The organism is Pseudoalteromonas sp. B131b (genome assembly GCF_037162545.1).
Lineage (GTDB): Bacteria > Pseudomonadota > Gammaproteobacteria > Enterobacterales > Alteromonadaceae > Pseudoalteromonas > Pseudoalteromonas fuliginea.
In genome coordinates this window covers 3,888,123-3,909,730 of record NZ_JARLUZ010000001.1, presented here as the reverse complement: position 1 = coordinate 3,909,730, position 21,608 = coordinate 3,888,123, and the positions used below count along the sequence as shown (strand labels likewise).

Genomic DNA, 21,608 nt, shown 5'->3' with positions numbered 1-21,608 from the left:
AATTTGGCCGCAATTCCTTATCGTAGTTCCACATGTGAGAAGTTGCCAAAATGCTTAGAATCGCTAAAGAAGCTCTTACCTTTGATGACGTACTTTTAGTACCTGGTCATTCTACTGTTTTGCCACACACGGCAAACATTTCAACTCGCTTAACGCGTGGTATCAAACTTAACTTGCCGCTTATTTCAGCATCTATGGATACTGTTACAGAAGCTCGTTTAGCTATTGCCCTTGCGCAAGAGGGTGGTCTTGGTTTTATTCATAAAAACATGACTATCGAAGAACAAGCGAAAAACGTACGTAAAGTTAAAACCTACGAAGCAGGTATTGTTTCTTACCCTGTAACGGTGACTGCCGATTTAACAATTGCTGATGCAGTTGAGCTTTCGCACGAAAAAGGTTTTTCAGGCTTTCCGGTTACCGACAGTAATAATGTACTTGTAGGCATTGTTACTAGTCGTGATATGCGTTTTGAAACTAAGCTTGAACAGCCTGTTTCTACCGTTATGACTAAAAAAGAAAAGCTTGTTACCGTTAAAGAAGGCGCAGCTCGCGAAGAAATTTTAGGCTTAATGCACGAACACCGCATTGAAAAAATCCTTGTTGTTGACGACGCTTTTAAACTTAAAGGCATGATCACAGTAAAAGATTACCAAAAAGCCCAAGACAAACCTGACGCATGTAAAGACGACCAAGGTCGTTTACGTGTAGGTGCTGCTGTAAGTGTTGGCGCGGGTACTGATGAGCGTATTGCTGCATTAGTAGAGGCGGGTATTGATGTTTTACTTATTGATACATCGCATGGTCACTCTCAAGGTGTTATTGACCGTGTTACTAAGACTCGCAAAGAGTACCCAGACTTACAAATTATTGCCGGTAACATAGCTACCGCTGAAGGTGCGATTGCACTTGCAGACGCTGGTGCCGATGCAGTTAAAGTAGGTATAGGCCCTGGTTCTATATGTACTACACGTATTGTTACCGGTTGTGGCGTTCCACAAATTACCGCTATTTCAGATGCTGTTGAAGGCTTAAAAGGTCGCGACATTCCTGTTATTGCTGATGGTGGCATTCGTTTTTCTGGTGATATTGTTAAAGCGCTTGTTGCTGGTGCATCGTGTGTGATGGTGGGTTCTCTTCTTGCTGGTACAGAAGAAGCACCAGGTGAAGTTGAATTATACCAAGGTCGTTACTACAAGTCTTACCGCGGTATGGGCTCATTAGGTGCGATGGACCAAAAAGAAGGTTCATCAGATCGTTACTTCCAAAAATCAAACGAAGCAGACAAGTTAGTACCTGAAGGTATTGAAGGTCGCGTAGCTTACAAAGGTCCAATTGCAACGATTATTCATCAGCAAGTGGGCGGCCTACGAAGCGCTATGGGCTTAACGGGTTGTGCAACAATTGAAGAGCTAAATACAAAACCACAATTTGTACGTGTTACTTCAGCAGGTATGGGTGAGTCGCACGTTCATGATGTGCAAATCACTAAAGAAGCACCAAATTACCGCTTAGGTTAAGCCGCGTAATTAATTTAATATACTGGGCTTGCTTTGCAAGCCCTCTTTTTAGTCGTTTACATTAACAAATGACATTTAGCATCAGACTTTACGAGATACTCCATGAGCAAAGATATTCACGATTCACGAATTCTCATTTTAGACTTTGGTTCACAATACACGCAATTAATCGCGCGCCGTATCCGCGAAATTGGTGTTTACTGTGAACTATGGGCATGGGATGTGACTGAAGAGCAAATCCGCGAGTTCAACCCACAAGGTATTATTCTTTCTGGTGGTCCAGAATCAACAACACTTGAAAACAGCCCGCGCGCTCCAGAGTATGTATTTAATGCAGGCGTGCCTGTACTAGGTATTTGCTACGGCATGCAAACAATGGCTGCTCAACTAGGTGGTAGTGTACACAGCTCTGATAAAAAAGAGTTTGGCTACGCACAAGTTGAAAAAGTGGGTAATTGTGCATTGTTTGATGCAATTGAAGATCATATTACCGATGGTGGCAACGGCATACTCGACGTATGGATGAGTCATGGCGACAAAGTAATGGATATTCCAGCTGGTTTTGCAACAACAGCTAAAACATCTACTTGTCCACATGCTGCAATGTCTAACGAAGAAAAACGTTTCTACGGCGTACAGTTTCACCCAGAAGTAACACACACACATCAAGGTCAGCGTTTGTTAGAGCGTTTTGCTATTGATATTTGTGGCTGTGAAAAACTGTGGACTGCGGCAAAAATTATCGATAATGCAATTGAGCGCATTAAAGAAACTGTTGGCGATGACGAAGTTATTTTAGGCCTTTCTGGTGGTGTTGATTCATCGGTTGTGGCTATGCTTATTCACCGTGCAATTGGCGAAAGGCTAACATGTGTATTTGTTGATAATGGGTTACTTCGTTTAAACGAAGGCCAACAAGTAATGGACATGTTTGGTAATAAATTTGGCTTAAACATTGTTAAAGTTGAAGCTGAAGAGCAGTTTTTAAATGATCTAGCGGGTAAGTCAGACCCAGAAGATAAACGTAAAGCCATTGGCCATACGTTTATTAATGTATTTGATGAGCAAGCCAAAAAGCTTAAAAATGCAAAATGGTTAGCGCAAGGTACAATTTACCCAGATGTAATTGAATCAGCGGCATCTGCAACTGGTAAAGCGCATGTTATTAAATCTCACCACAATGTGGGCGGATTACCAGATGACATGAAAATGGGCCTTGTTGAGCCATTACGTGAGTTATTTAAAGATGAAGTACGCAAAATTGGCCTAGAGCTTGGTTTACCGTACGACATGCTTTACCGTCATCCTTTCCCTGGACCAGGTTTAGGTGTGCGTGTACTTGGCGAAATCAAAAAAGAATACTGTGATTTATTACGCCGCGCCGATGCGATTTTCATCGAAGAGCTACACAAAGCAGAGCTTTACCATAAAGTAAGCCAAGCGTTTACTGTATTCTTGCCGGTTAAATCGGTAGGGGTTATGGGCGATGCACGTAAGTACGATTGGGTTGTATCACTTCGTTGTGTTGAAACAATCGACTTTATGACGGCGCGCTGGTCACATTTACCGTATGAGTTTTTAGGTGTGGTTTCAAACCGTATCATTAATGAAATAGATGGTATTTCTCGTGTTGTTTACGATATTTCAGGTAAACCACCTGCAACTATCGAATGGGAATAATTAATTTTAGTTTTAATTAACTAATTTTAAGTGATTAAAAAACGGCGGATTAGCATGCTAATTCGCCGTTTTGTTTATTTAAAAAGCAGTTAAACTAAAAGAGTGATTTTTCTCTTTACCTTTAGCGAAACTTCTCTATAATTCGTCGTCATTGCAGGGGCGTAGTTCCAATTGGTAGAACAGCGGTCTCCAAAACCGATGGTTGGGAGTTCGAGTCTCTCCGCCCCTGCCATTTCTTCTTTACATCGTATTTATTAATTCTTATATTACCTTACTTACTAATTTCATCGAGTCGTTATGCATTCACGGTACGCAGCTGTTTTTGGTATTGAAAACCTCGAATTAAATAAACACTTTAAACCAGCCGATAAATTTCCAGCGGATAGCCTTCCTGCAAATAATCTTTTAATAGATAGTGTTGCGGCAAGTAGTCATGCACCTGATACTGCACCAAAAAACAATGTACTTGAGCCTATAGTGCTTTGTGAACAATTATTTGCAGATATTAAGCGTGCAGCTTTACCAATTGCTATTAATAGCGTTGTACAAAGCGCTGAGATGCAATTAAATGACGATCAGCTAGTACTTACAAAACCACAGCTCAGCACGGCCGATAAGCGCGCTTTATGGGCTTTAATGAGTGAACACCTTGATAAACTTTAAACCAGTAGACGAAACCGCAATACCTCAATTAATGGCAATAGAAACAGCATGCCATAGCCATCCGTGGACGTTAAATACAATGAGTTCGTGTTTAGGTGGGCGCTATTTTAATGTGGCCGCGTTTGAAAATGAGAATATGGTTGGTTTTTATATTGGTGAAAAAGCAGGTCCTGATTTTACGCTCATGGATATTTGCGTAACACCAAGTTATCAAGGCAAGGGCATTGCTAAGCAGTTGTTAGCTCAGTTTATTGAATACGGTGAGCAACAAAACGCTGAAAACTTATTTTTAGAGGTACGCGAATCTAACTCGCGAGCAATTGCGTTGTATGAGTACGCAGGCTTTATAGAAATGTCAGTGCGTAAAAACTACTACCCAAGCGACAACCCAGCTAAAAATGGCTTTGAAGATGCTATTTTAATGGGGATGGCATTAAGTTTAGGTTTCCAATAACAGCGAGCATGTGTTGTTTATACTTGCTTATTATTTATAGAGTTTTCAATAGCGGTAATTAAATCGGCTATAAGATCATCGCGAACTATTTTGTTATCATTTTTTAATGAATCTTCCAGTGCGCCTGCGCTGTGGTAAATATCGTCAAAGTTAAAGCACCCAGCACTTCCTTTAATACTGTGGGCAACATTTCGTAGTGCTTCCCAGTCATCAGAACGTTGATATGTTTTTACCTCATCTAAGTAAGTCGGCAAATTAGCTAAGTAGTTGTCTGCAATTTGTTGGAATTTTTCACTTTTTAATAAATTATCCCATTTATTTTGGTTATCTTTTTCAAGGTGTAAATAACTCACGAGTACGTTTTCTAATGCGTCTTTATCAATCGGCTTACCAAGTGCTTTATCACAACCAGCCTCTAAATAAGTGCCAATATCATGGTTCATGACGTTTGCGGTTAATGCGATGATAGGGCCGTCGTACGCAGCGTGGCGTAGCATTCTAGTTGCTTCTAACCCGCCCATAACCGGCATTTGCATATCCATAATAATTAACTGATAGTCGTTAACTAGCGCCATTTCTACTGCTTGTGCGCCATTACTTGCTATATCGGGTTCTAGGCCCCACGTTTGCAGAAGCAGTTTTATTAGTAATTGATTATCAGGGTTGTCTTCAGCCACTAAAATATTGGCATCAAAGTGGTTGGTTGCAAACGATAGTAGTGGATCTCTTTCTGGCGTTAATTGGCTTTTATCTGTAAGTAATTGTAGTGCGGGTTTTCTGCCTGTTAAATGACACGACACGCTAATAGAAAACTTACTTCCTTTACCTATTTCACTTTTTAGTACTACATCACCACCGAGTAGTTGCGCCAAGTTTTTGGAAATACATAAACCAAGCCCTGTACCGCCAAATCGACGGGTAGTCGTTGCATCAGCTTGCTCAAATGGTTTAAATACACGCTTTATTTGATTTTCAGACATTCCGATGCCGGTGTCTGTGACAACAAATTCAAGCATTTTTCTTTTTTGATGAAAGTGTACGCAAATAGAAACGCTGCCTTGCTCTGTAAATTTAACTGCATTATTCGCAACGTTAATTAATATTTGTTTTAAACGCGTAATATCACTGTATATGGTACGAGGCAGTGGTAATTCATAGTTTATATTTAAAGTAAGCTGTTTCTCTTTTGCTAAGGGTTCAATAATAGATTCAATATCATGTACGAGCTGTACTACATTGATAGGCGCTTGATCTACTGCAAGCTTTTCGGCCTCAATTTTAGATAAGTCCAAAATGTTATTGATTAGTTCTAGCAAGTGTTTTGAATTTCGTAAAATAGTACTGAGGTGCTGTTTATCGTTCGCTATTTTATCGTTGTGTAGTAATTGTTCTGTAAAGCCCATAATAGCAGTGAGCGGTGTACGTATTTCGTGACTCATATTTGCTAAAAAACGACTTTTAAGTTGATTCGCTTGTTCAGCTTGAGCAATCGCCAGCTCTAGTTGGCTGTTCATTGCTTCAAGTGCTTTGGTACGGCTTTCTACTTTATCTTCTAAGTGATGTTTATAATCTTCCAGCTGTTGTTGGTAGTGTCTTATCTGGTTAACCATGTGATTAAAATCGTTAAATAAAATGCCTACTTCATCATTTGTATGCGCAGGTAAATTCACCGATAAATCACCATCCCCAACGCGGTGGCTTGCTGCACCTAATAACTCGATAGGGTTGAGTAGTAAGTTACGCACAACCACAAAAATTAATATAGGCAGGGTGATCACCGAAATAAGAACAATTAAGCCTGTTATTAAACTAATAGCCTTACCAGATTGATAAAGTACAGCTTTAGGAATAGTAGAAACATAATAATAACCGCCACTCATTTGCACCGCAAAAATCATGCGCTCTATTTTATCTATACTTGATAGTTCGATAGTCGACAAGGTGCCAATATCAGCTAAATCATGTATTCGGTTTAGTTCGTATTCGCTAATGTATTGGCCGCGCATACTGTAATCGGAACTAAATAAAATTTTACCATCTTTGGTGAGTAGTAAATTAAGTGTATTGTTATAAGGCGCCTCTAAAATACTGGTATTGAGTATTGAAGGCTCAACATGGACAACGATAAAGCCTAACTGTTGAGGGCGTTTTAAATAGTAGTCAACACTATAAATTCGCTGAATAAAATACAAACTGGTTGTTCCGTCTGATTTTTGATCCATGAACTGTTGCTGGCTTAAATTACTTTGCAGTACTTTATTTAAAAAGGGATAGCTTTTAGGGGCTGTAGTCAGGTTGTTTGAATAATAAGCGTCGCTTTTTCCGCTTGCAGAGACTAAATTAATACTAACTATATCTGGATAGGCTTCGCTATAACTGGCAAATACATCCATTAAGGCACCTAGTTGGCGTGTATAACTGCCATTAGCTCGTACATCATTTGCTAAAAAGTCACTCAGTACGGGAGAAGTCGAGAGCAGCTTTGTAGTTGAGTGAAAAGAGTCTATATAGTTAAATACTTTTTGTTGTTGTTGCTCAACAAAACGACTCATTATTAGATCGGCTTGTTTTTGAGTGGAGTTAGTTACATTCGTGAGCGTGAAGCCCCCTAAAAATAATAGAGGCAATATAACAAGCGGCGTTATATACCATAATAATCGAATGCTTAACTTACTGGTTTTCATGACCAAACTACTTATCCTCCATGCAATTTATCAATAATATGCGTAACCGCTATATTACACAAGCCTGTAGGTGTCTTGATGGCTAATTTCTGTAACCAACGAAAGAAACTTACGTAAAATAATAAGGGGATGGGGGGCGAGCTTTGCATTTTATTTTAGAACTCAACGGCCTTTAATAAAAAGATCAGTTAATAACTAACCATTGATTGTTTATAAGGCCAAGATCAGCGAAAATAGTCTTCAATTACGATTAACATAACGGATCGCATGTGAAGAGCCAATTTAGGGCTTTTCTGATGGTGTGTTGAGCTTTCGAGGTTGCTTTATACCAATTTTATTAAAAATATGATCATTCTAGCGTATTGAATAACTCACTAACTACGTTAAAAAATTATTCATAGAGAACAACTCTATGTGATAATTTTCGCCTTGTTATTACACTATTTACTTATCGCTATAATAGATCACTAATTTAATGCAATTGTTATTATTTAAGCCTTGAAAGCTCAGCATACTTAAAGTGGATAATATCCGTATACAAACTAAAAGAACTTTTTAATGGCAGATCAAAATCTCCTTAGCGAAATTAATAAACGACGAACCTTTGCTATCATCTCTCACCCAGATGCTGGTAAAACAACCATCACCGAAAAAGTATTGTTATTCGGACAAGCTATTCAACGAGCTGGTACTGTAAAAGGCCGTGGTTCTAACCAGCATGCTAAGTCTGACTGGATGGAAATGGAAAAAGAGCGTGGTATATCTGTTACCACCTCTGTAATGCAGTTTCCATATAACAACGCACTTGTTAACTTACTTGATACGCCAGGGCACGAAGACTTCTCTGAAGATACTTACCGCACATTAACAGCGGTAGATTCGTGTTTAATGGTTATTGATGCAGCAAAAGGTGTAGAAGACCGTACCCGCAAGTTAATGGAAGTTACACGCCTGCGTACCACACCTATTGTTACCTTTATGAACAAATGTGATCGTGATATTCGCGACCCAATGGAAGTGCTGGACGAAGTTGAAACAGAGCTAAATATTGCCTGTGCCCCCATCACTTGGCCAATTGGCTGTGGTAAAGAGTTCAAAGGTGTTTACCACATTCATAATGACGAAGCTGTTTTATACAAAACAGGTCAGGGTCATAAAATTCAAGAAGTTCGTACCATTAAAGGTCTTGATAACCCAGAGCTTGATATTGCCATTGGTGAAGATTTAGCTGCGCAATTACGCGATGAGCTAGAGCTTGTTATTGGTGCATCAAACGAATTTGATTTAGATCTGTTTTTAGCCGGTGAACTTTCGCCAGTTTATTACGGTACAGCACTTGGTAACTTTGGTGTTGACCACGTGTTAGATGGTTTAACTAAATGGGCGCCAACGCCATTACCACGCGAAACCGAAGACAGACTTATTGTTGCAACTGAAGAAAACTTTACTGGTTTTGTATTTAAAATTCAGGCCAACATGGACCCTAAACACCGTGACCGTATTGCATTTATGCGTATTGTATCGGGTAAGTACAGCCAAGGCATGAAGATGAATCACGTGCGAATTGGCAAGCAAGTGAGCATTTCTGATGCGGTAACCTTTATGGCGGGCGACCGCGAGCGCGCAGCTGACGCTTACGCCGGCGACATTATTGGTTTGCATAACCACGGAACTATTCAAATTGGTGATACATTCACGCAAGGCGAAAAACTTAAATTTAGTGGTATCCCTAACTTTGCGCCTGAATTATTCCGCCGTATTCGTCTTCGCGATCCTCTTAAGCAAAAGCAATTATTAAAAGGCTTAGTACAGCTGTCTGAAGAAGGTGCTGTGCAAGTATTTAGACCGCTTATAAACAACGATTTAATTGTGGGCGCGGTAGGTGTACTTCAGTTTGATGTAGTTGTAGCGCGCTTAAAAGCCGAATATAACGTAGATGCTATTTACGAAGGTGTAAACGTAAATACAGCGCGTTGGGTAAGCAGCGACGATGTGAAAAAGTTTGAAGACTTTAAGCGCAAGTGCGAAAGTAATTTAGCACTCGATGGCGGTGATAACTTAACTTACATTGCGCCGAGCCGTGTAAATCTTAACTTATCGGTAGAGCGCTACCCTGAAGTAACGTTTAGCCATACACGCGAAAACTAGAATCGACTGACTACAGTTAACTGAAAGCCTGCTTTGGCGGGCTTACAAAGGTAAAAAAATATGAATATTCGTACTATTTTAATCGAAAAAGCCGTTGCAGCTATGGTTGGTGCAGGCTTACCTGAAGATACAAACCCGGCAGTAACGCAAAGCACGCGTCCACAATTTGGTGATTACCAAATTAATGCAGCAATGGGCGCGGCTAAAAAAATGAAAAGCAACCCACGTGAGCTTGCGCAAAAAATTATAGATAACCTTGATGTAAGCGATATTGCTCAAAAGACTGAAATTGCAGGCCCAGGTTTTATTAATATTCATTTAAAGCCTGAGTTTTTAGCGCAAAGCGTACAAGCCGCTAACAGTGATGCAAAGCTTGCTGTAAATGAGCATGCTAAGCCACAAAAAGTGGTTGTTGATTACTCATCACCAAACCTAGCTAAAGAAATGCACGTAGGCCATTTACGTTCAACCATTATTGGTGACTCAATTGTGCGTGCGCTTGAATTTAGAGGCGATACGGTTGTACGTCAAAATCACATGGGTGATTGGGGCACGCAATTTGGTATGTTAATCGCGCATTTAGAAGATCAAATTAGCCAAGGTGTTGATTTAGATTCTGTAGCGCTTGCTGATTTAGAAACCTTTTATCGCGATGCTAAAAAGCGTTTTGACGATGAAGAAGGCTTTGCAGATAAAGCACGTAATTACGTTGTTAAACTACAAGGCGGCGATACGCACTGTGAAAAACTTTGGAAACTATTTATAGCCACCTCAGTTAAACACTCTGAAGAAGTATACAAGCGTTTAAATGTAACGCTTACTCAAGCCGATATTATGGCTGAAAGCGCATACAACGCAGAGCTTAACGATATTATTAGCCTACTTAAAGATAAAAATATTGCCGTAGAGTCGCAAGGCGCGCAAGTGGTGTTTTTAGATGAGCTTGCCAACAAAGATGGCGAGCCATCAGCGTTCATCGTACAAAAATCTGGCGGTGGCTTTTTATATGCAACAACCGATTTAGCAGCATGTGATTACCGTTCAAATAAATTAGGTGCCGATCGTATCTTAATTTTTGTAGATGCACGTCAAAACCTACACTTTAACCAAGTAGAGCTAACAGCGCGTAAAGCTGGTTTATTACGAGACGAAACAAGTTACGAGTTTTGCCCGTTTGGCACCATGATGGGCGCCGATAACAAACCATTTAAAACACGTACTGGCGGCACAGTAAAACTTGCTGATTTATTAGAAGAGTCAATTAACCGTGCAGCCGCAAAACTAGCTGAACGTGAGTCTGATTTAAGTGATTCTGAGCGCAGCGAGATTGCCCGTAAAGTAGGTATTGGTGCAGTTAAATACGCCGATCTTTCTAAGCATCGCACCAGCGATTACATTTTTAACTGGGACAGCATGCTAAGCTTTGAAGGCGCAACCGCTCCTTACTTACAATATGCTTATACACGTATACGCAGTATTTTTCGTAAATCAGGCGTTGATGCAGCTACATTAAATTCAGATGTTGCAATTGTTGAGCCTCAAGAAAAAGCACTAGCACTTAAGCTACTACAGCTTGAAGAAGTCCTTGATTTAATGATCAGCGAAGCAACACCGCACGTACTATGTGGTTACTTATATGAGCTTGCAAGCTTATACATGACATTTTACGAAGCCTGCCCAGTACTTAAAGAAGGCGTAGAGCCAAGCGTGCGCGATAGCCGTTTAGTGCTGTGTAATTTGGTTTCAAGAACATTAGAAACGGGATTGGATTTGCTAGGTATTGAAGTTATGGAGCAAATGTAATCTGCTGCGTGTAGTTCGCTTTAGCTGCGTTGGTAAAACTATTTAGCCTAAGTCACATACAACAAAACGTATGCTCCTTGGCATAAATAGTTTTACCGCCTTGCTAGCACTCCTACACTTGCAGATATCTGAGTTGTGTAGTTTACGTTGTAGGTTGGGTTGAGTGAAACGAAACCCAACGATACACCTGAATCTTAATATTTGTTACTGCTCAACATCTAATGTTTTAAGCTCGCTACTCTAAGCTCTTTTCTAAGGCTTTATTTAAAGGATTTGTTATGAAACTCGACGATATCCGCCGTGAATACCTGCAAGACGCGTTAAGCGAAGATAACTTGCAAGATGACCCATTCAAGCAGTTTGAAACATGGCTTGAGCATGCAGTAGCAAGCCAATTACCTGATCCAACAGCGATGGTTGTAGCAACTGTTGATGAAACCGGTCAACCTTCACAGCGCATAGTGCTTTTAAAGCATTTGGATGATAACGGCTTTGTGTTTTTTACCAATACAGGTTCGCGTAAAGCGCAAGAGCTTAAAGGTAATAATAAGATATCGCTGCACTTTCCGTGGCATCACATGGAACGCCAAGTTATTGTATATGGCGAGGCTAAACCATTACCAACTTCTGCTGTGGCTAAGTACTTTTTATCTCGTCCTAAAGAAAGCCAATTAGCCGCGTGGGCATCAGCGCAAAGTCGTCCGGTGTCATCACGAAAAGTACTCATGGAAACCTTTGCCAATATGAAAAACAAGTTTGCTAAAGGTGAAATTCCACTTCCCGATTTTTGGGGCGGATATTGTGTAGTGCCCACTAAAATTGAGTTTTGGCAAGGTGGAGCACATCGTTTGCATGACCGCTTTATATATCAGCGCCAAGCAGATAATAGCTGGCAAATTACGCGCTTAAATCCTTAATAAATAGATGAGTAAGTAACTGTGCAATTTATTGACTCTCATTGCCATCTCGATTTTAGTGAGTTTGATTCAAATCGTGAATCTCTCATAAGAGAGTGTGTAGCAAAGGGAGTTAATCAGTTTATTGTGCCAGGCATTACCCTTGCTCAATCGCATGCCCTCATAGAGCTCAAAGCAACCTATCCAAGTATAAAAATAGCGGCAGGGCTCCATCCTTATTTTTTAAAACAGCATGAAGAATCTCACATTGAAGCGTTGTTTGAGTTTGCAACTACAAATACGCATCAGCTGGTGGCCATTGGTGAGTGTGGGCTTGATAGAAGTATTGAAAACCTCTGCAAACAAACTTATTTATTTGAACAGCAAATAGAGCTATCAAACAAGCTTAACTTGCCGCTCATTGTGCATCATAGGCAAAGCCATGATTTAATTGCGCAATCGTTTAAACGTTGTAAGCCAAAAAATGGGGGTAATTCATGCATTTTCAGGTTCAATCCAACAAGCGCAGTACTATATCAAACAGGGCTTTAAGCTAGGAGTAGGTGGTGTTATTACCTATGAGCGCGCAGTTAAAACACGCGCCGTTATTGCTGCTATCGAGCCAGAAAATTTAGTGCTAGAAACAGATTCTCCCTCAATGCCTTTAAGCGGCTATCAAGGTGAAGTTAACACGCCATTGCATATACCCGATGTATTTAATGCATTGTGTGATTTAAAGCCACACAGTAAGAGAGAGACGCTTGCTAAGCTACTTTATGATTCTTGCTCAGATGTTTTTTGCATGTAGCGATTAACCTGCCAACGTTTTAAGCCTCGCCCTAATTGCCACGTGAAAATGCAGGCAATCACTAGCATTAAAAGTACTTGGCGACCTAAATCATGAAAATGATTATGACTGTCGGCAATTGCTGCTCGTGTTAAATACGTAACTGACACAAACCCAAGTGGACGATCATCATCACTTATCACAGGCTCTACAAAGGGGGTTTTTAATTTGCTAATACCTGGTGTTGAATCAGGAAGTTGGCCAAAAATATGATGCGATTGCCAGTTATCGCTACTGGCTATTAAAATACCTTGTTGATCGTAAATAGTTGCCGAAAGTACAAATTCATCTTTGCTTATATCGTTACAAATTGTATTTAGCTGTGGTTTGTTTTTTTCGATTAAAGGTGTTTTTACATTCAAAGCCATAAACTTAGTTAAACTTTTTGCAGTGCTATCGGCACTATCATAAAGCAGTTGGTGGCTTTGGAAACTGCTACTGACAGCAACCCAACTTAGCAACACAAAACAGGCAGCCGCAAGTAACAGGCGCACAAGCCGCTTTCTTTGAGAAGCCGATATAGGATTTTTAAGATGGTTATTTTTCATAGTCACCGTATATGCTGCTGACAGGATTTTGATTTGATGTTACAACTAGCACTATAACCTTAAACCTCACCTGATGGCGAATTTAGCGCTAATAATACCTACATCAATTAGTTTATATCAGGAAAATAAAAATAAATACGGAGATCTCATGGCGCAAACGAGCATGGCACAGCTTAATACTGATCAATCATTATCAATGTTAACTTTAAATCAATGGTTTAGTTATCAGGATTGTACTTTTTTACCGCTTAATAATGTTCCAAATAAACAGCTGGGATTATTTAGTATCGCATTTGCAGGTGACTTTAACACAAGCCATGTGACTAGCATTATTGATTTTTTAGCTAAGCATAACCAAATAGTTACAGCTATATGCCAGTATCAACCTGATTTAGGGCTAGCCCCCGCACTGTGCTTTTATACGCAAAATGCAGAGCAAGCTATAAACCCGTTAGAGCTTCAAACGTTTTCAAGTACGCTTGATTGCCAGTTAGTACAAGTAGCCACACCTCCTAACCTTTATGAGCCTGGTTTGTTGGTTATGGATATGGACTCAACGGCGATTACCATTGAATGTATTGATGAAATAGCGCGTTTGGCCAATGTGTATGACGAAGTAGCGTCGGTTACAGCACTCGCGATGGCAGGTAAACTCGACTTTAGCGAAAGCTTAAATCAACGTGTCGCTAAACTGGCTGGTATTGAAAAAAGCTTGATTGAAGAGCTTAAAAATACATTACCACTCATGCCAGGTATTAAAGTGCTTTGCCAAATTTTAAAACAACATAACTGGTACTTAGCTATCGCATCAGGTGGTTTTGTACCGTTTGCAGAACGTGTACAAGCGCTTATTCATTTAGATGAAGTTCATGCTAATGTACTTGAATTTGAAGGCGATAAACTAACGGGTAAAGTACTGGGTACAATTGTCGATGCACAGCAAAAAGCGGTTGTTTTAGAGATGCTTCAACAAAAGCTAGGACTTGAAAAAATACAAACGGTTGCTATCGGTGATGGTGCAAATGATTTAGTCATGATGGCTAAAGCAGGCCTAGGTGTTGCTGTACATGGTAAACCTAAAGTAGTTGAGCAGGCACAAGCTGCTATTTGCCAAGGATCATTATTGCAATTGTTGTATATGTTGGCTATTCCGTTAGGAGAAGAGCCTACTTTTTAAATAGATTAGGTTAAACCGGTTAACGTAAGCGGTTTAACCAAATAAGTTTACGACGTCCCATTTGCTCAATTTGTTGTTGATTGAGGTCTAGGTGGCTAAGCGCTTCTTCAGTAATATCTACTACGTCACCTACGCCTGCTACAGACCATAATGCTTTTTCCAAATCTTTTGCTTTATGCATAGCGTATTGGCTTACATATTTTAATTCGTTAGATAAGTAATCGGTATCAGGACGTCCCGTACGTGATAAATATAAACGCATCACAAAAATTAGATCCGATTTAATACCTTGGCTAATTTGTTTCTCAAAGCCGCTGTAGTCTTCACCTAGAACACATTGGCTTGTAATAGCCTCTTTGATATCTCCTTTGCGGGGATCAAAATTAATAGCGATTGTAAATGCCAGAGGAGGATCTTGGCGGCTTCTATCTTTAATATGCGGCGAAATTACATTAATTATTTGCTCATCTGTCAATATACTAGATAAGTCTGTTTTATTACTCAGCAGCCCAAAGTTTTGTAAAATCACATGTAACGGGCTAGCGTATAAACCAAAACCAATGGCTCCCGTTTTAAAATGAGCAGCTTCTTTATGTAAGTATAATGGAAATTGACATACGCTTTTTGTAACCATGTTTCTAAGCGCGGTAGATAAGCCTTCTACTTTAGGTGCTTCTTCAGATACTTTAAGTTTGTCTTTGTTGTTTTCAATTAACTGAGTGAAAAAGGTAACGCCAGCATGAGGGAAGTCAGATACCCGACTTGCTTTTAAGTTAATGGTAGTAAACGATTTACCAATTGCCATTACTTCATATTTTAATTCACTAAGTTGGTGCTTTTTAGTTATTTTTTGCAAGTCAGGAAATGATAATAAAATAATGTCACCTTTTTTAAAGGTGATGGGTTGCTCGCACTCAAGTTGTAAGCCCATTACAGAAAAGTCACGCGTGTAGCCACTAAAGGTAATGTCACCTAAGGTTACTTTTGCTGCTGTTTTATATAGATAGCGCTTATGCGAACGTAAATTTACATATTCAAGTGCAACAATATCTAAATAAGGTGGTGTTTGATGTTTAGCATGACCAAAATGTTTAAGCTGATTAACAAGTGCTTTATCATAATTTAATTTTTTATACTGCTCTTGTTCTACAGCATTACCAATACTTGTTAAAACAACAATGTACTTTACATCTTTTACTAGCCCTTCAACGCGAGGCGAAGGCGGCTTATTAAGCTTTTCAATGTTTTCACCAGCACTATTGGGTAAAGAAAGTGGAATGTACGAATCGTCTGGGTGAGTAGGCATGATTTGAAGTTTAAAACATTGCCAACTTTCTTTTTGACTGCCAAAACTTAAAAATAAACTGCTCAACTCAGGCGTTTTTTCAAGTTCACTACGTGTTGCAGAATAATAGTAAATTTTACCTGAGGATACATGCGTAAAAGTATATAGATAATCTTCTTTAACGGCCGTTGTTTGCGTTAGCAATTGGGTTATACGCTGGTGATTGAGTACATTGTACAAGCAAGGGATTGCTCTTTCGTCAGTAAAATAGCGCTGAATAAAAATATTATTTTCTGTTGTTAAGCTCAAGCTTGGGTAATAGTGATCATCTTTTTTGCTTAAAAATACATATAAAGAAGTTACTCGCGGAATGTAATATTGCTCATAGCCTTTTGAAACGACAGCATCAAGAGTGTTATCAAGGTTGACTTTATAACGGCGTTTATTGCCATGAATAAAGCTCTTTAAAAAGCGATCAAATGCTTCATTATTTTCTACATAAGTACGCTTTAAACGAATGTGGTTGTATTCACGAGATATATTTTCCACAGCCACTACTTCGTATTGAATACCGTTTTTTAAGCCTAGCTCAAAGTCTTGCTCAAGCCCGACTAAACGCATTGCGATGAGTTGACCTTTCTTTAAAATATGGCGGGTAACGAGCTTTACTTTACAGCCACTAAGAGAAATGTCAGAGGTACTTGCCGCAATGTTTTTCTTGTCATCGTAGGTAATAGTGACTTTTATTGAGTAGTTCATCCGCTCTTCACGGCGACTCTCATAAGAGGCAAATTTAATGACATCGGTATCTAACGAGTCATCTAGTTCTGGTAATTCAGCCTTTTCTATAGCCTTTTTTTGTAACACACGATGATTATTCTCAGTATTCATTACTGCTTCGTAAACGGCTAACGTGTACTCACCATGTTGTTCTAAAGCTTTTTCAAAAACCTCAATGGCAGTATCATCCATAAAGTGCTGTTTGCCATTGTGCTCATAGGGCTTTACATGTCCGGTAACTAAACCGCGTAAATCAACAAATCGGGCAACAGGCTGAGATAAGCGTGACATCTCCATTTTCATCAAAAATTGTTCAGGCTTTGTAAGCTCTGCCGTTTTTGATTTGAAAATCATGTCAAACTTGGTGTTACCTAAATATTGTTTTAGCTCATTCACGAGGTCTTCGTGTTTGAGCATTATGTCATCAGCCATTTATAAAACCATCACCGTCTAATTGAAAAAGTAGGTATACTGTTGAGTCTATTTATTAGAAAAAATAAACGTTAAACCATTCTATGTTATTAATATAGGTACGGTTATTTGAGTAACTACAGTTTAGCTCTTGTTATTATGTGTTAAATGCCATTTTGTTGGCAAGTTACTTTAAATTATTTCAAAGCAAAAAGTATGCCCTAAATTACAGGGAATAAAAACAGAATTGTATTTAATGATTGTGATGCTAGGTTTTTCACAGTTAAAAATCGTTGCTGAGAAAAAGCGTGGAATGGCAAGATAATCATTTAATAGTAAGTATTTTAAAAATTAAAGAATAGTAGGTAAGGTTATTAATGGCAAAAGCGGCAAAAGTAGAGTTTGTTTGTACTGAATGTGGCATGAACTACCAACGTTGGCAAGGTCAATGCCGCTGCGGTGCATGGAACACATTAGCAGAATTTAAACCTTCAGCAGGGCACAGTAAAAAAGCGGCAGTGCGAGCAAGTGTAGGCGGTTATGCTGGTGGTATTGGTGGCGGCTCTAAAAAAATTAATGACATTACTACAACAGAGGCTGAAAAACAGCTAACTGAAATCGGCGAACTCGATCGTGTGCTAAGCGGTGGTGTCACAACTGGGTCGGTTAATATAATCTCTGGCGACCCTGGCGCTGGTAAAACTACATTGCTGTCTGATTTAGTGGCTAGGATGTCACAGCGTATGCCATCACTTTACTGTACGGCAGAGGAGTCTTTATCACAGTTTAAAAACAGGGTTAACCGTTTAAAGTTAAACTACAACCCTGATGAACTTTATTTACTTTCAGAAACAAGCGTTGAAACAATTATTGATGAGCTTGAGAAGAATAAAATTAAGTTTGCTGTAATCGACTCTATTCAAGCTGTTGTAACCGATACCGCTAATGGTAGCCCAGGCTCGCCTTCGCAAGTAAAGAGTGCCGCACAAGCATTGACTCAATATTGTAAGCAAAATGATGTCACCATGTTCATTATTGCTCATGTAAATAAGAATAACGAAATAGCTGGCCCGCAGACCTTGGTGCATATAGTGGATGCGCTTTTACATATTGACACCAACGATGGGCAAATTCGTACTTTGCGAGCCAATAAAAATCGCTTTGGTGATATTGATACTGTGGGCATTTTTAAAATGTGCGAACGCGGTATGTTAAGTGTTGATAACCCAAGCGAAATATTTTTATCGGGTTCAACCACCGATTCACCTGGGTCTACAATTACTTGTATTCGTAAAGGAAATCGTAATTTATTACTCGAAATTCAATGTTTAACCACCGAAACTGAGGCGGAATTTCCGCAGCGTGTTTGCGTTGGTTTAAATATGAATCGTATAAAAATGCTGACCGGTATATTGCGCAAGCACACTAAAACTAAAATATTTCACGATACGTTTTTCAATATAGTAGGTGGTTTAAGAATTGATGAATCAGAAACCTGTATTGATTTGGCGTTAGTTACCGCATTACTTAGTAGTTTAAATGAATTTGTTGTACCTCGTACCACGTGTATTATGGGGGAACTTAGCTTGAACGGCGATGTACGCCCAATTGATAGTGGTGTACCGCGCGTTAAAGAAGCAGCACAACATGGTTTTACTGAAATATTTATTCCATTTCGTAATTATCATAAATCCATGGAAGGGTTGGGTGCTAAAATTACCCCAGTAAAAACAGTGCATGAGTTACTTAGTTTAATTAACTAGCCAGCAAAAACGCTTAACCGGTAATGTTCATCAGTGTTACTCTTGAGTTAAGACCATTTTATATTAAGAATTAAATAAGGAGATAACATGAAAAAATTAGTTATAGTTGCCGCTATTGTTGCAGCAGGTGTTGGTGGTGTAAGTTATGCAAATTACGTAGCAACACAAGAAGTGCGTGCAGAAGTAGATAAGCAACTTGCTTTAGTAAGTGAGCAAACGGGCGCTATATTTAAATATGCTGGTTTATCAGCAAGTGTTATTTCAAAAAGCGTAGAAATAACAAATATGGAAGTAATAAGCCCTGAGGGTGACAATGTTGCTAAGATTCAAAGTATTGAAATAACGGGTTACGATCCGGATAATATTTCGCCTCATACATCGTTTGATGTAAAAAGCTTCCAGTTTGATAAAGACTTTGCCGCAAAATTACCAGCAGATACGAACGAAATGTTAGCATCGGCAAGCTATGACTTACACTCATCGCTTGATTACGACGAACAGTCGGGCAACAGTGATGTGGTTGTTAAATTAGATGCAAAAGATATTGTTAGTTTTAATATGGATATGGGCTTAGCTAATTCAAAAGCATTAATGGATGCGTCATTGGCTATTAGTAAGGCGCAACAAGAAGCCGGTAATCAACCTCTGACTTACGAGCAAGAGTTACAGCAGCAAACACTTGTTATGCAAGCAATGAGCAAACTGGAGCCGCGCAATGTTAGTTTTTCCTTAAATAATCAAGGTAAACTAAAAGATTTATTATTAAGCGAGCTTGAAAAGCAAGGTATGACGTTAGAGCAAATGGAACTTATGCTACAGCAGCAGCTACAACAAGCTCCCGTAACGCAAGACATAGCTGAGGCTTTAACTAGCTTTGCTAAAGGTTTGAATTCATTTAGCGTATCTGCAAAATTACCTGAAGGTAAAACCATGATGGAAGTTAATCAACACATTATGATGCTAGTAGGGCAACCTGAAGAGCTCGTTAAGTTTATTAATTTAGAAGTAAAAGGTGATTAATAATCGCGTTGAGCTGTCAGTGAAGCGAAAAGGTGTTGATAGTTCAATTTAAATGATTTAAGCGTGAGTTTTACTCGCGCTTTTTTGTGCCTTGAGGTTTTTATTTTAAACGGTGTTATTTAATATATTTAGATATGTAAAGCGAGGTATAAAACCTCACCTACAAAATTATATATACCCAAGCGGTAGGTGCGATTTTACATCGCGCTCATGTAACGTGTTTTTAATATGTAAAAGCGAGGTATAAAACCTCACCTACAACAGCACAAACACCGAACCTGTAGGTGATTTTATTTCGCGCTTATGTAACGCATGTTTTTAATATGTAAAAGCGAGGTATAAAACCTCACCTACAAAATTATATATACCCAAGCGGTAGGTGCGATTTTACATCGCGCACATGTAACGCGTGTTTTTAATATGTAAAAGCGAGGTATAAAACCTCACCTACAAATTATATATACCCAAGCGGTAGGTGCGAATTTATTTCGCACTTGTGCATTGTCGCTTAAATTTTAAACAGCGAGGTATAAAACCTCACCTACAAAATTATATATACCCAAGCGGTAGGTGCGATTTTACATCGCGCACATGTAACTTATGAGAAATACACAGCTTATAAAAAAACACCGCGCTTAAATTAAGTGCGGTGTTTTTATAAAACAGTAGTTATTGCTCAAAGAGCCAATCTCATTATTAATGAAGAATACGTGCTCTAATTGTACCCTCAACAGCGCTTAGTTCTTTAAGTGCAACTTCAGAGTGATCAGTATCTACATCAATAACAACATAACCAATTGCTGAATCTGTTTGCAGGTATTGCGCGGCAATATTAATACCGTGCTGTGCAAACGCTTGGTTAATTTGTGTTAGTACGCCAGGGCGATTGTGGTGCACGTGTAATAAACGGCTACGATTAGCAAGCTCTGGTAGCGATACCTCGGGGAAGTTAACCGCAGTAATGGTTGAGCCGTTATCTGAGTATTTAGCCAGTTTACCTGCTACTTCAATGCCAATATTCTCTTGTGCTTCTTGTGTCGAGCCACCAATGTGTGGTGTTAAAATAACATTGTCGAATTGACGCAGTGGCGATACAAATTCTTCATCGTTAGATTTAGGCTCAGTAGGGAACACATCGATTGCTGCACCACTTAGCTTTTTCTCGGTAAGCGCTTCTGCAAGTGCATCAATATCAACAACAGTTCCGCGAGAAGCGTTGATCAAAATAGATCCCTGCTTCATAACAGCAAGTTCAGCTGTGCCGATTAGGTTTTTAGTTTGCGGCGTTTCTGGTACGTGTAAGCTAATAATATCAGAGCGTTGTAATAGCTGAGTTAGGTTATGAACTTGTTTTGCATTACCCAGTGATAACTTATCTTCGATATCGTAAAACTCCACGTTCATACCGATATTTTCAGCCATAATACCCAGCTGAGTACCAATATGACCGTAGCCAATAATACCTAATGTTTTACCACGTGCTTCAAACGAACCATTTGCTGTTTTTAACCAGCCACCACGATGAGCCGCTGCATTACGCTCTGGAATACCACGTAGTAAAAGCAGAATTTCGCCAAGTACAAGCTCTGCAACAGAACGAGTGTTAGAAAACGGTGCGTTAAATACAGCAATACCACGTTCGCGTGCGCTGTCTAGGTCAACTTGGTTTGTGCCAATACAAAAACAACCAACTGCAACGAGCTTTTCAGCGGCATCTAATACCGCTTCGCTTATATGAGTGCGAGAACGAAGGCCTACAAAGTGTACATCTTTAATGCGTTCTTTTAGTTCGTCCTCAGGTAAGGATGTTTTAACGTAATCGATGTTGCTGTAACCGTTACGCTTTAGCGTTTCAACAGCGCTTTGGTGAACACCTTCAAGCAAGAGAATTTTAATTTTGTCTTTTGCTAACGATACCTTACTCATAAC

Annotated in this window: 14 protein-coding genes, 1 tRNA gene and 1 pseudogene; 12 read left to right on the top strand and 4 right to left on the bottom strand. The window is 39.4% G+C overall.

The window, feature by feature from the left end; genetic code table 11:
• Positions 1–50 precede the first annotated feature (50 nt).
• The 5 genes from guaB to rimI all read left to right on the top strand — a co-directional run bounded on the left by guaB (position 51) and on the right by rimI (position 4,317).
• Positions 51–1,520 (top strand): IMP dehydrogenase, encoded by a 1,470-nt coding sequence (gene guaB, locus P4S65_RS17855; protein WP_337120704.1) that lies wholly within the window; start codon positions 51–53, stop codon positions 1,518–1,520.
• A 102-nt stretch (positions 1,521–1,622) separates the two neighbouring features.
• Positions 1,623–3,200 (top strand): glutamine-hydrolyzing GMP synthase, encoded by a 1,578-nt coding sequence (guaA, locus tag P4S65_RS17850; protein WP_337120703.1) that lies wholly within the window; start codon positions 1,623–1,625, stop codon positions 3,198–3,200.
• Between the two features lie 155 nt (positions 3,201–3,355).
• Positions 3,356–3,432 (top strand) — tRNA-Trp (locus P4S65_RS17845).
• A 65-nt stretch (positions 3,433–3,497) separates the two neighbouring features.
• Complete coding sequence (locus tag P4S65_RS17840) at positions 3,498–3,863, top strand: hypothetical protein (RefSeq protein ID WP_337120702.1); 366 nt, start codon at positions 3,498–3,500, stop codon at positions 3,861–3,863.
• Positions 3,850–4,317, top strand: a complete 468-nt coding sequence (gene rimI / locus P4S65_RS17835; RefSeq protein ID WP_337120782.1) for a ribosomal protein S18-alanine N-acetyltransferase — start codon at positions 3,850–3,852, stop codon at positions 4,315–4,317. The genes P4S65_RS17840 and rimI overlap by 14 nt, the downstream gene beginning before the upstream one ends.
• 17 nt (positions 4,318–4,334) lie before the next feature.
• Here the strand turns inward: rimI and P4S65_RS17830 are convergent, their stop codons facing one another.
• Positions 4,335–7,001, bottom strand: a complete 2,667-nt coding sequence (locus P4S65_RS17830; protein ID WP_337120701.1) for a hybrid sensor histidine kinase/response regulator — start codon at positions 6,999–7,001, stop codon at positions 4,335–4,337.
• Between the two features lie 558 nt (positions 7,002–7,559).
• Here P4S65_RS17830 and prfC point away from each other — a divergent pair.
• From prfC to P4S65_RS17810, 4 genes and pseudogenes are all read left to right on the top strand, one after another.
• Positions 7,560–9,149 (top strand): peptide chain release factor 3, encoded by a 1,590-nt coding sequence (gene prfC / locus P4S65_RS17825; protein ID WP_007377813.1) that lies wholly within the window; start codon positions 7,560–7,562, stop codon positions 9,147–9,149.
• Positions 9,150–9,209: 60 nt separating this feature from the next.
• Positions 9,210–10,952, top strand: a complete 1,743-nt coding sequence (gene argS, locus P4S65_RS17820; RefSeq protein ID WP_337120700.1) for an arginine--tRNA ligase — start codon at positions 9,210–9,212, stop codon at positions 10,950–10,952.
• A gap of 278 nt (positions 10,953–11,230) precedes the next feature.
• Entirely contained in the window at positions 11,231–11,869 is a 639-nt protein-coding gene (pdxH, locus tag P4S65_RS17815; protein WP_337120699.1) for a pyridoxamine 5'-phosphate oxidase, read from the top strand.
• A gap of 21 nt (positions 11,870–11,890) precedes the next feature.
• Positions 11,891–12,656 (top strand): annotated as a pseudogene (locus P4S65_RS17810) (TatD family hydrolase).
• On the opposite strand, the gene P4S65_RS17805 reads toward P4S65_RS17810, so the two are convergent.
• Positions 12,623–13,243 carry an AhpA/YtjB family protein gene (locus tag P4S65_RS17805; protein ID WP_008137440.1) on the bottom strand — a complete coding sequence of 207 codons (621 nt, stop codon included), beginning with the start codon at positions 13,241–13,243 and terminating at the stop codon, positions 12,623–12,625. The pseudogene P4S65_RS17810 and the gene P4S65_RS17805 overlap by 34 nt on opposite strands.
• Positions 13,244–13,391: 148 nt before the next feature.
• Here P4S65_RS17805 and serB point away from each other — a divergent pair, with 148 nt between their 5' ends.
• Positions 13,392–14,420, top strand: coding sequence for a phosphoserine phosphatase SerB (gene serB, locus P4S65_RS17800; RefSeq protein WP_007377808.1), 1,029 nt, complete (start codon positions 13,392–13,394; stop codon positions 14,418–14,420).
• A 19-nt stretch (positions 14,421–14,439) separates the two neighbouring features.
• On the opposite strand, the gene P4S65_RS17795 is transcribed toward serB, so the two are convergent.
• A complete protein-coding gene (locus P4S65_RS17795) occupies positions 14,440–16,917 on the bottom strand; it encodes a PilZ domain-containing protein (RefSeq protein ID WP_096793602.1) in 2,478 nt (825 codons plus the stop codon).
• A gap of 356 nt (positions 16,918–17,273) precedes the next feature.
• Here P4S65_RS17795 and radA point away from each other — a divergent pair, with 356 nt between their 5' ends.
• Both radA and P4S65_RS17785 read left to right on the top strand, forming a co-directional pair.
• Positions 17,274–18,659, top strand: a complete 1,386-nt coding sequence (gene radA, locus P4S65_RS17790; RefSeq protein ID WP_008137434.1) for a DNA repair protein RadA — start codon at positions 17,274–17,276, stop codon at positions 18,657–18,659.
• 87 nt (positions 18,660–18,746) lie between these two features.
• Complete coding sequence (locus tag P4S65_RS17785) at positions 18,747–19,679, top strand: hypothetical protein (RefSeq protein ID WP_337120698.1); 933 nt, start codon at positions 18,747–18,749, stop codon at positions 19,677–19,679.
• Between the two features lie 696 nt (positions 19,680–20,375).
• On the opposite strand, the gene serA is transcribed toward P4S65_RS17785, so the two are convergent.
• The gene (gene serA / locus P4S65_RS17780; RefSeq protein WP_007377804.1) at positions 20,376–21,605 is read right to left on the bottom strand and encodes a phosphoglycerate dehydrogenase; all 1,230 of its coding nucleotides are present in this window, start codon (positions 21,603–21,605) and stop codon (positions 20,376–20,378) included.
• Positions 21,606–21,608 lie beyond the last annotated feature (3 nt).

What these genes read in the sequence shown, in the direction of transcription:
- guaB (WP_337120704.1), top strand. Translation starts at nt 51, where the DNA reads ATGCTTAGAATCGCTAAAGAAGCTCTTACCTTTGATGACGTACTTTTA.
- guaA (WP_337120703.1), top strand. Translation starts at nt 1,623, where the DNA reads ATGAGCAAAGATATTCACGATTCACGAATTCTCATTTTAGACTTTGGT.
- P4S65_RS17840 (WP_337120702.1), top strand. Translation starts at nt 3,498, where the DNA reads ATGCATTCACGGTACGCAGCTGTTTTTGGTATTGAAAACCTCGAATTA.
- P4S65_RS17830 (WP_337120701.1), bottom strand. Translation starts at nt 7,001, where the DNA reads ATGAAAACCAGTAAGTTAAGCATTCGATTATTATGGTATATAACGCCG.
- prfC (WP_007377813.1), top strand. Translation starts at nt 7,560, where the DNA reads ATGGCAGATCAAAATCTCCTTAGCGAAATTAATAAACGACGAACCTTT.
- argS (WP_337120700.1), top strand. Translation starts at nt 9,210, where the DNA reads ATGAATATTCGTACTATTTTAATCGAAAAAGCCGTTGCAGCTATGGTT.
- pdxH (WP_337120699.1), top strand. Translation starts at nt 11,231, where the DNA reads ATGAAACTCGACGATATCCGCCGTGAATACCTGCAAGACGCGTTAAGC.
- P4S65_RS17805 (WP_008137440.1), bottom strand. Translation starts at nt 13,243, where the DNA reads ATGAAAAATAACCATCTTAAAAATCCTATATCGGCTTCTCAAAGAAAG.
- serB (WP_007377808.1), top strand. Translation starts at nt 13,392, where the DNA reads ATGGCGCAAACGAGCATGGCACAGCTTAATACTGATCAATCATTATCA.
- P4S65_RS17795 (WP_096793602.1), bottom strand. Translation starts at nt 16,917, where the DNA reads ATGGCTGATGACATAATGCTCAAACACGAAGACCTCGTGAATGAGCTA.
- radA (WP_008137434.1), top strand. Translation starts at nt 17,274, where the DNA reads ATGGCAAAAGCGGCAAAAGTAGAGTTTGTTTGTACTGAATGTGGCATG.
- P4S65_RS17785 (WP_337120698.1), top strand. Translation starts at nt 18,747, where the DNA reads ATGAAAAAATTAGTTATAGTTGCCGCTATTGTTGCAGCAGGTGTTGGT.
- serA (WP_007377804.1), bottom strand. Translation starts at nt 21,605, where the DNA reads ATGAGTAAGGTATCGTTAGCAAAAGACAAAATTAAAATTCTCTTGCTT.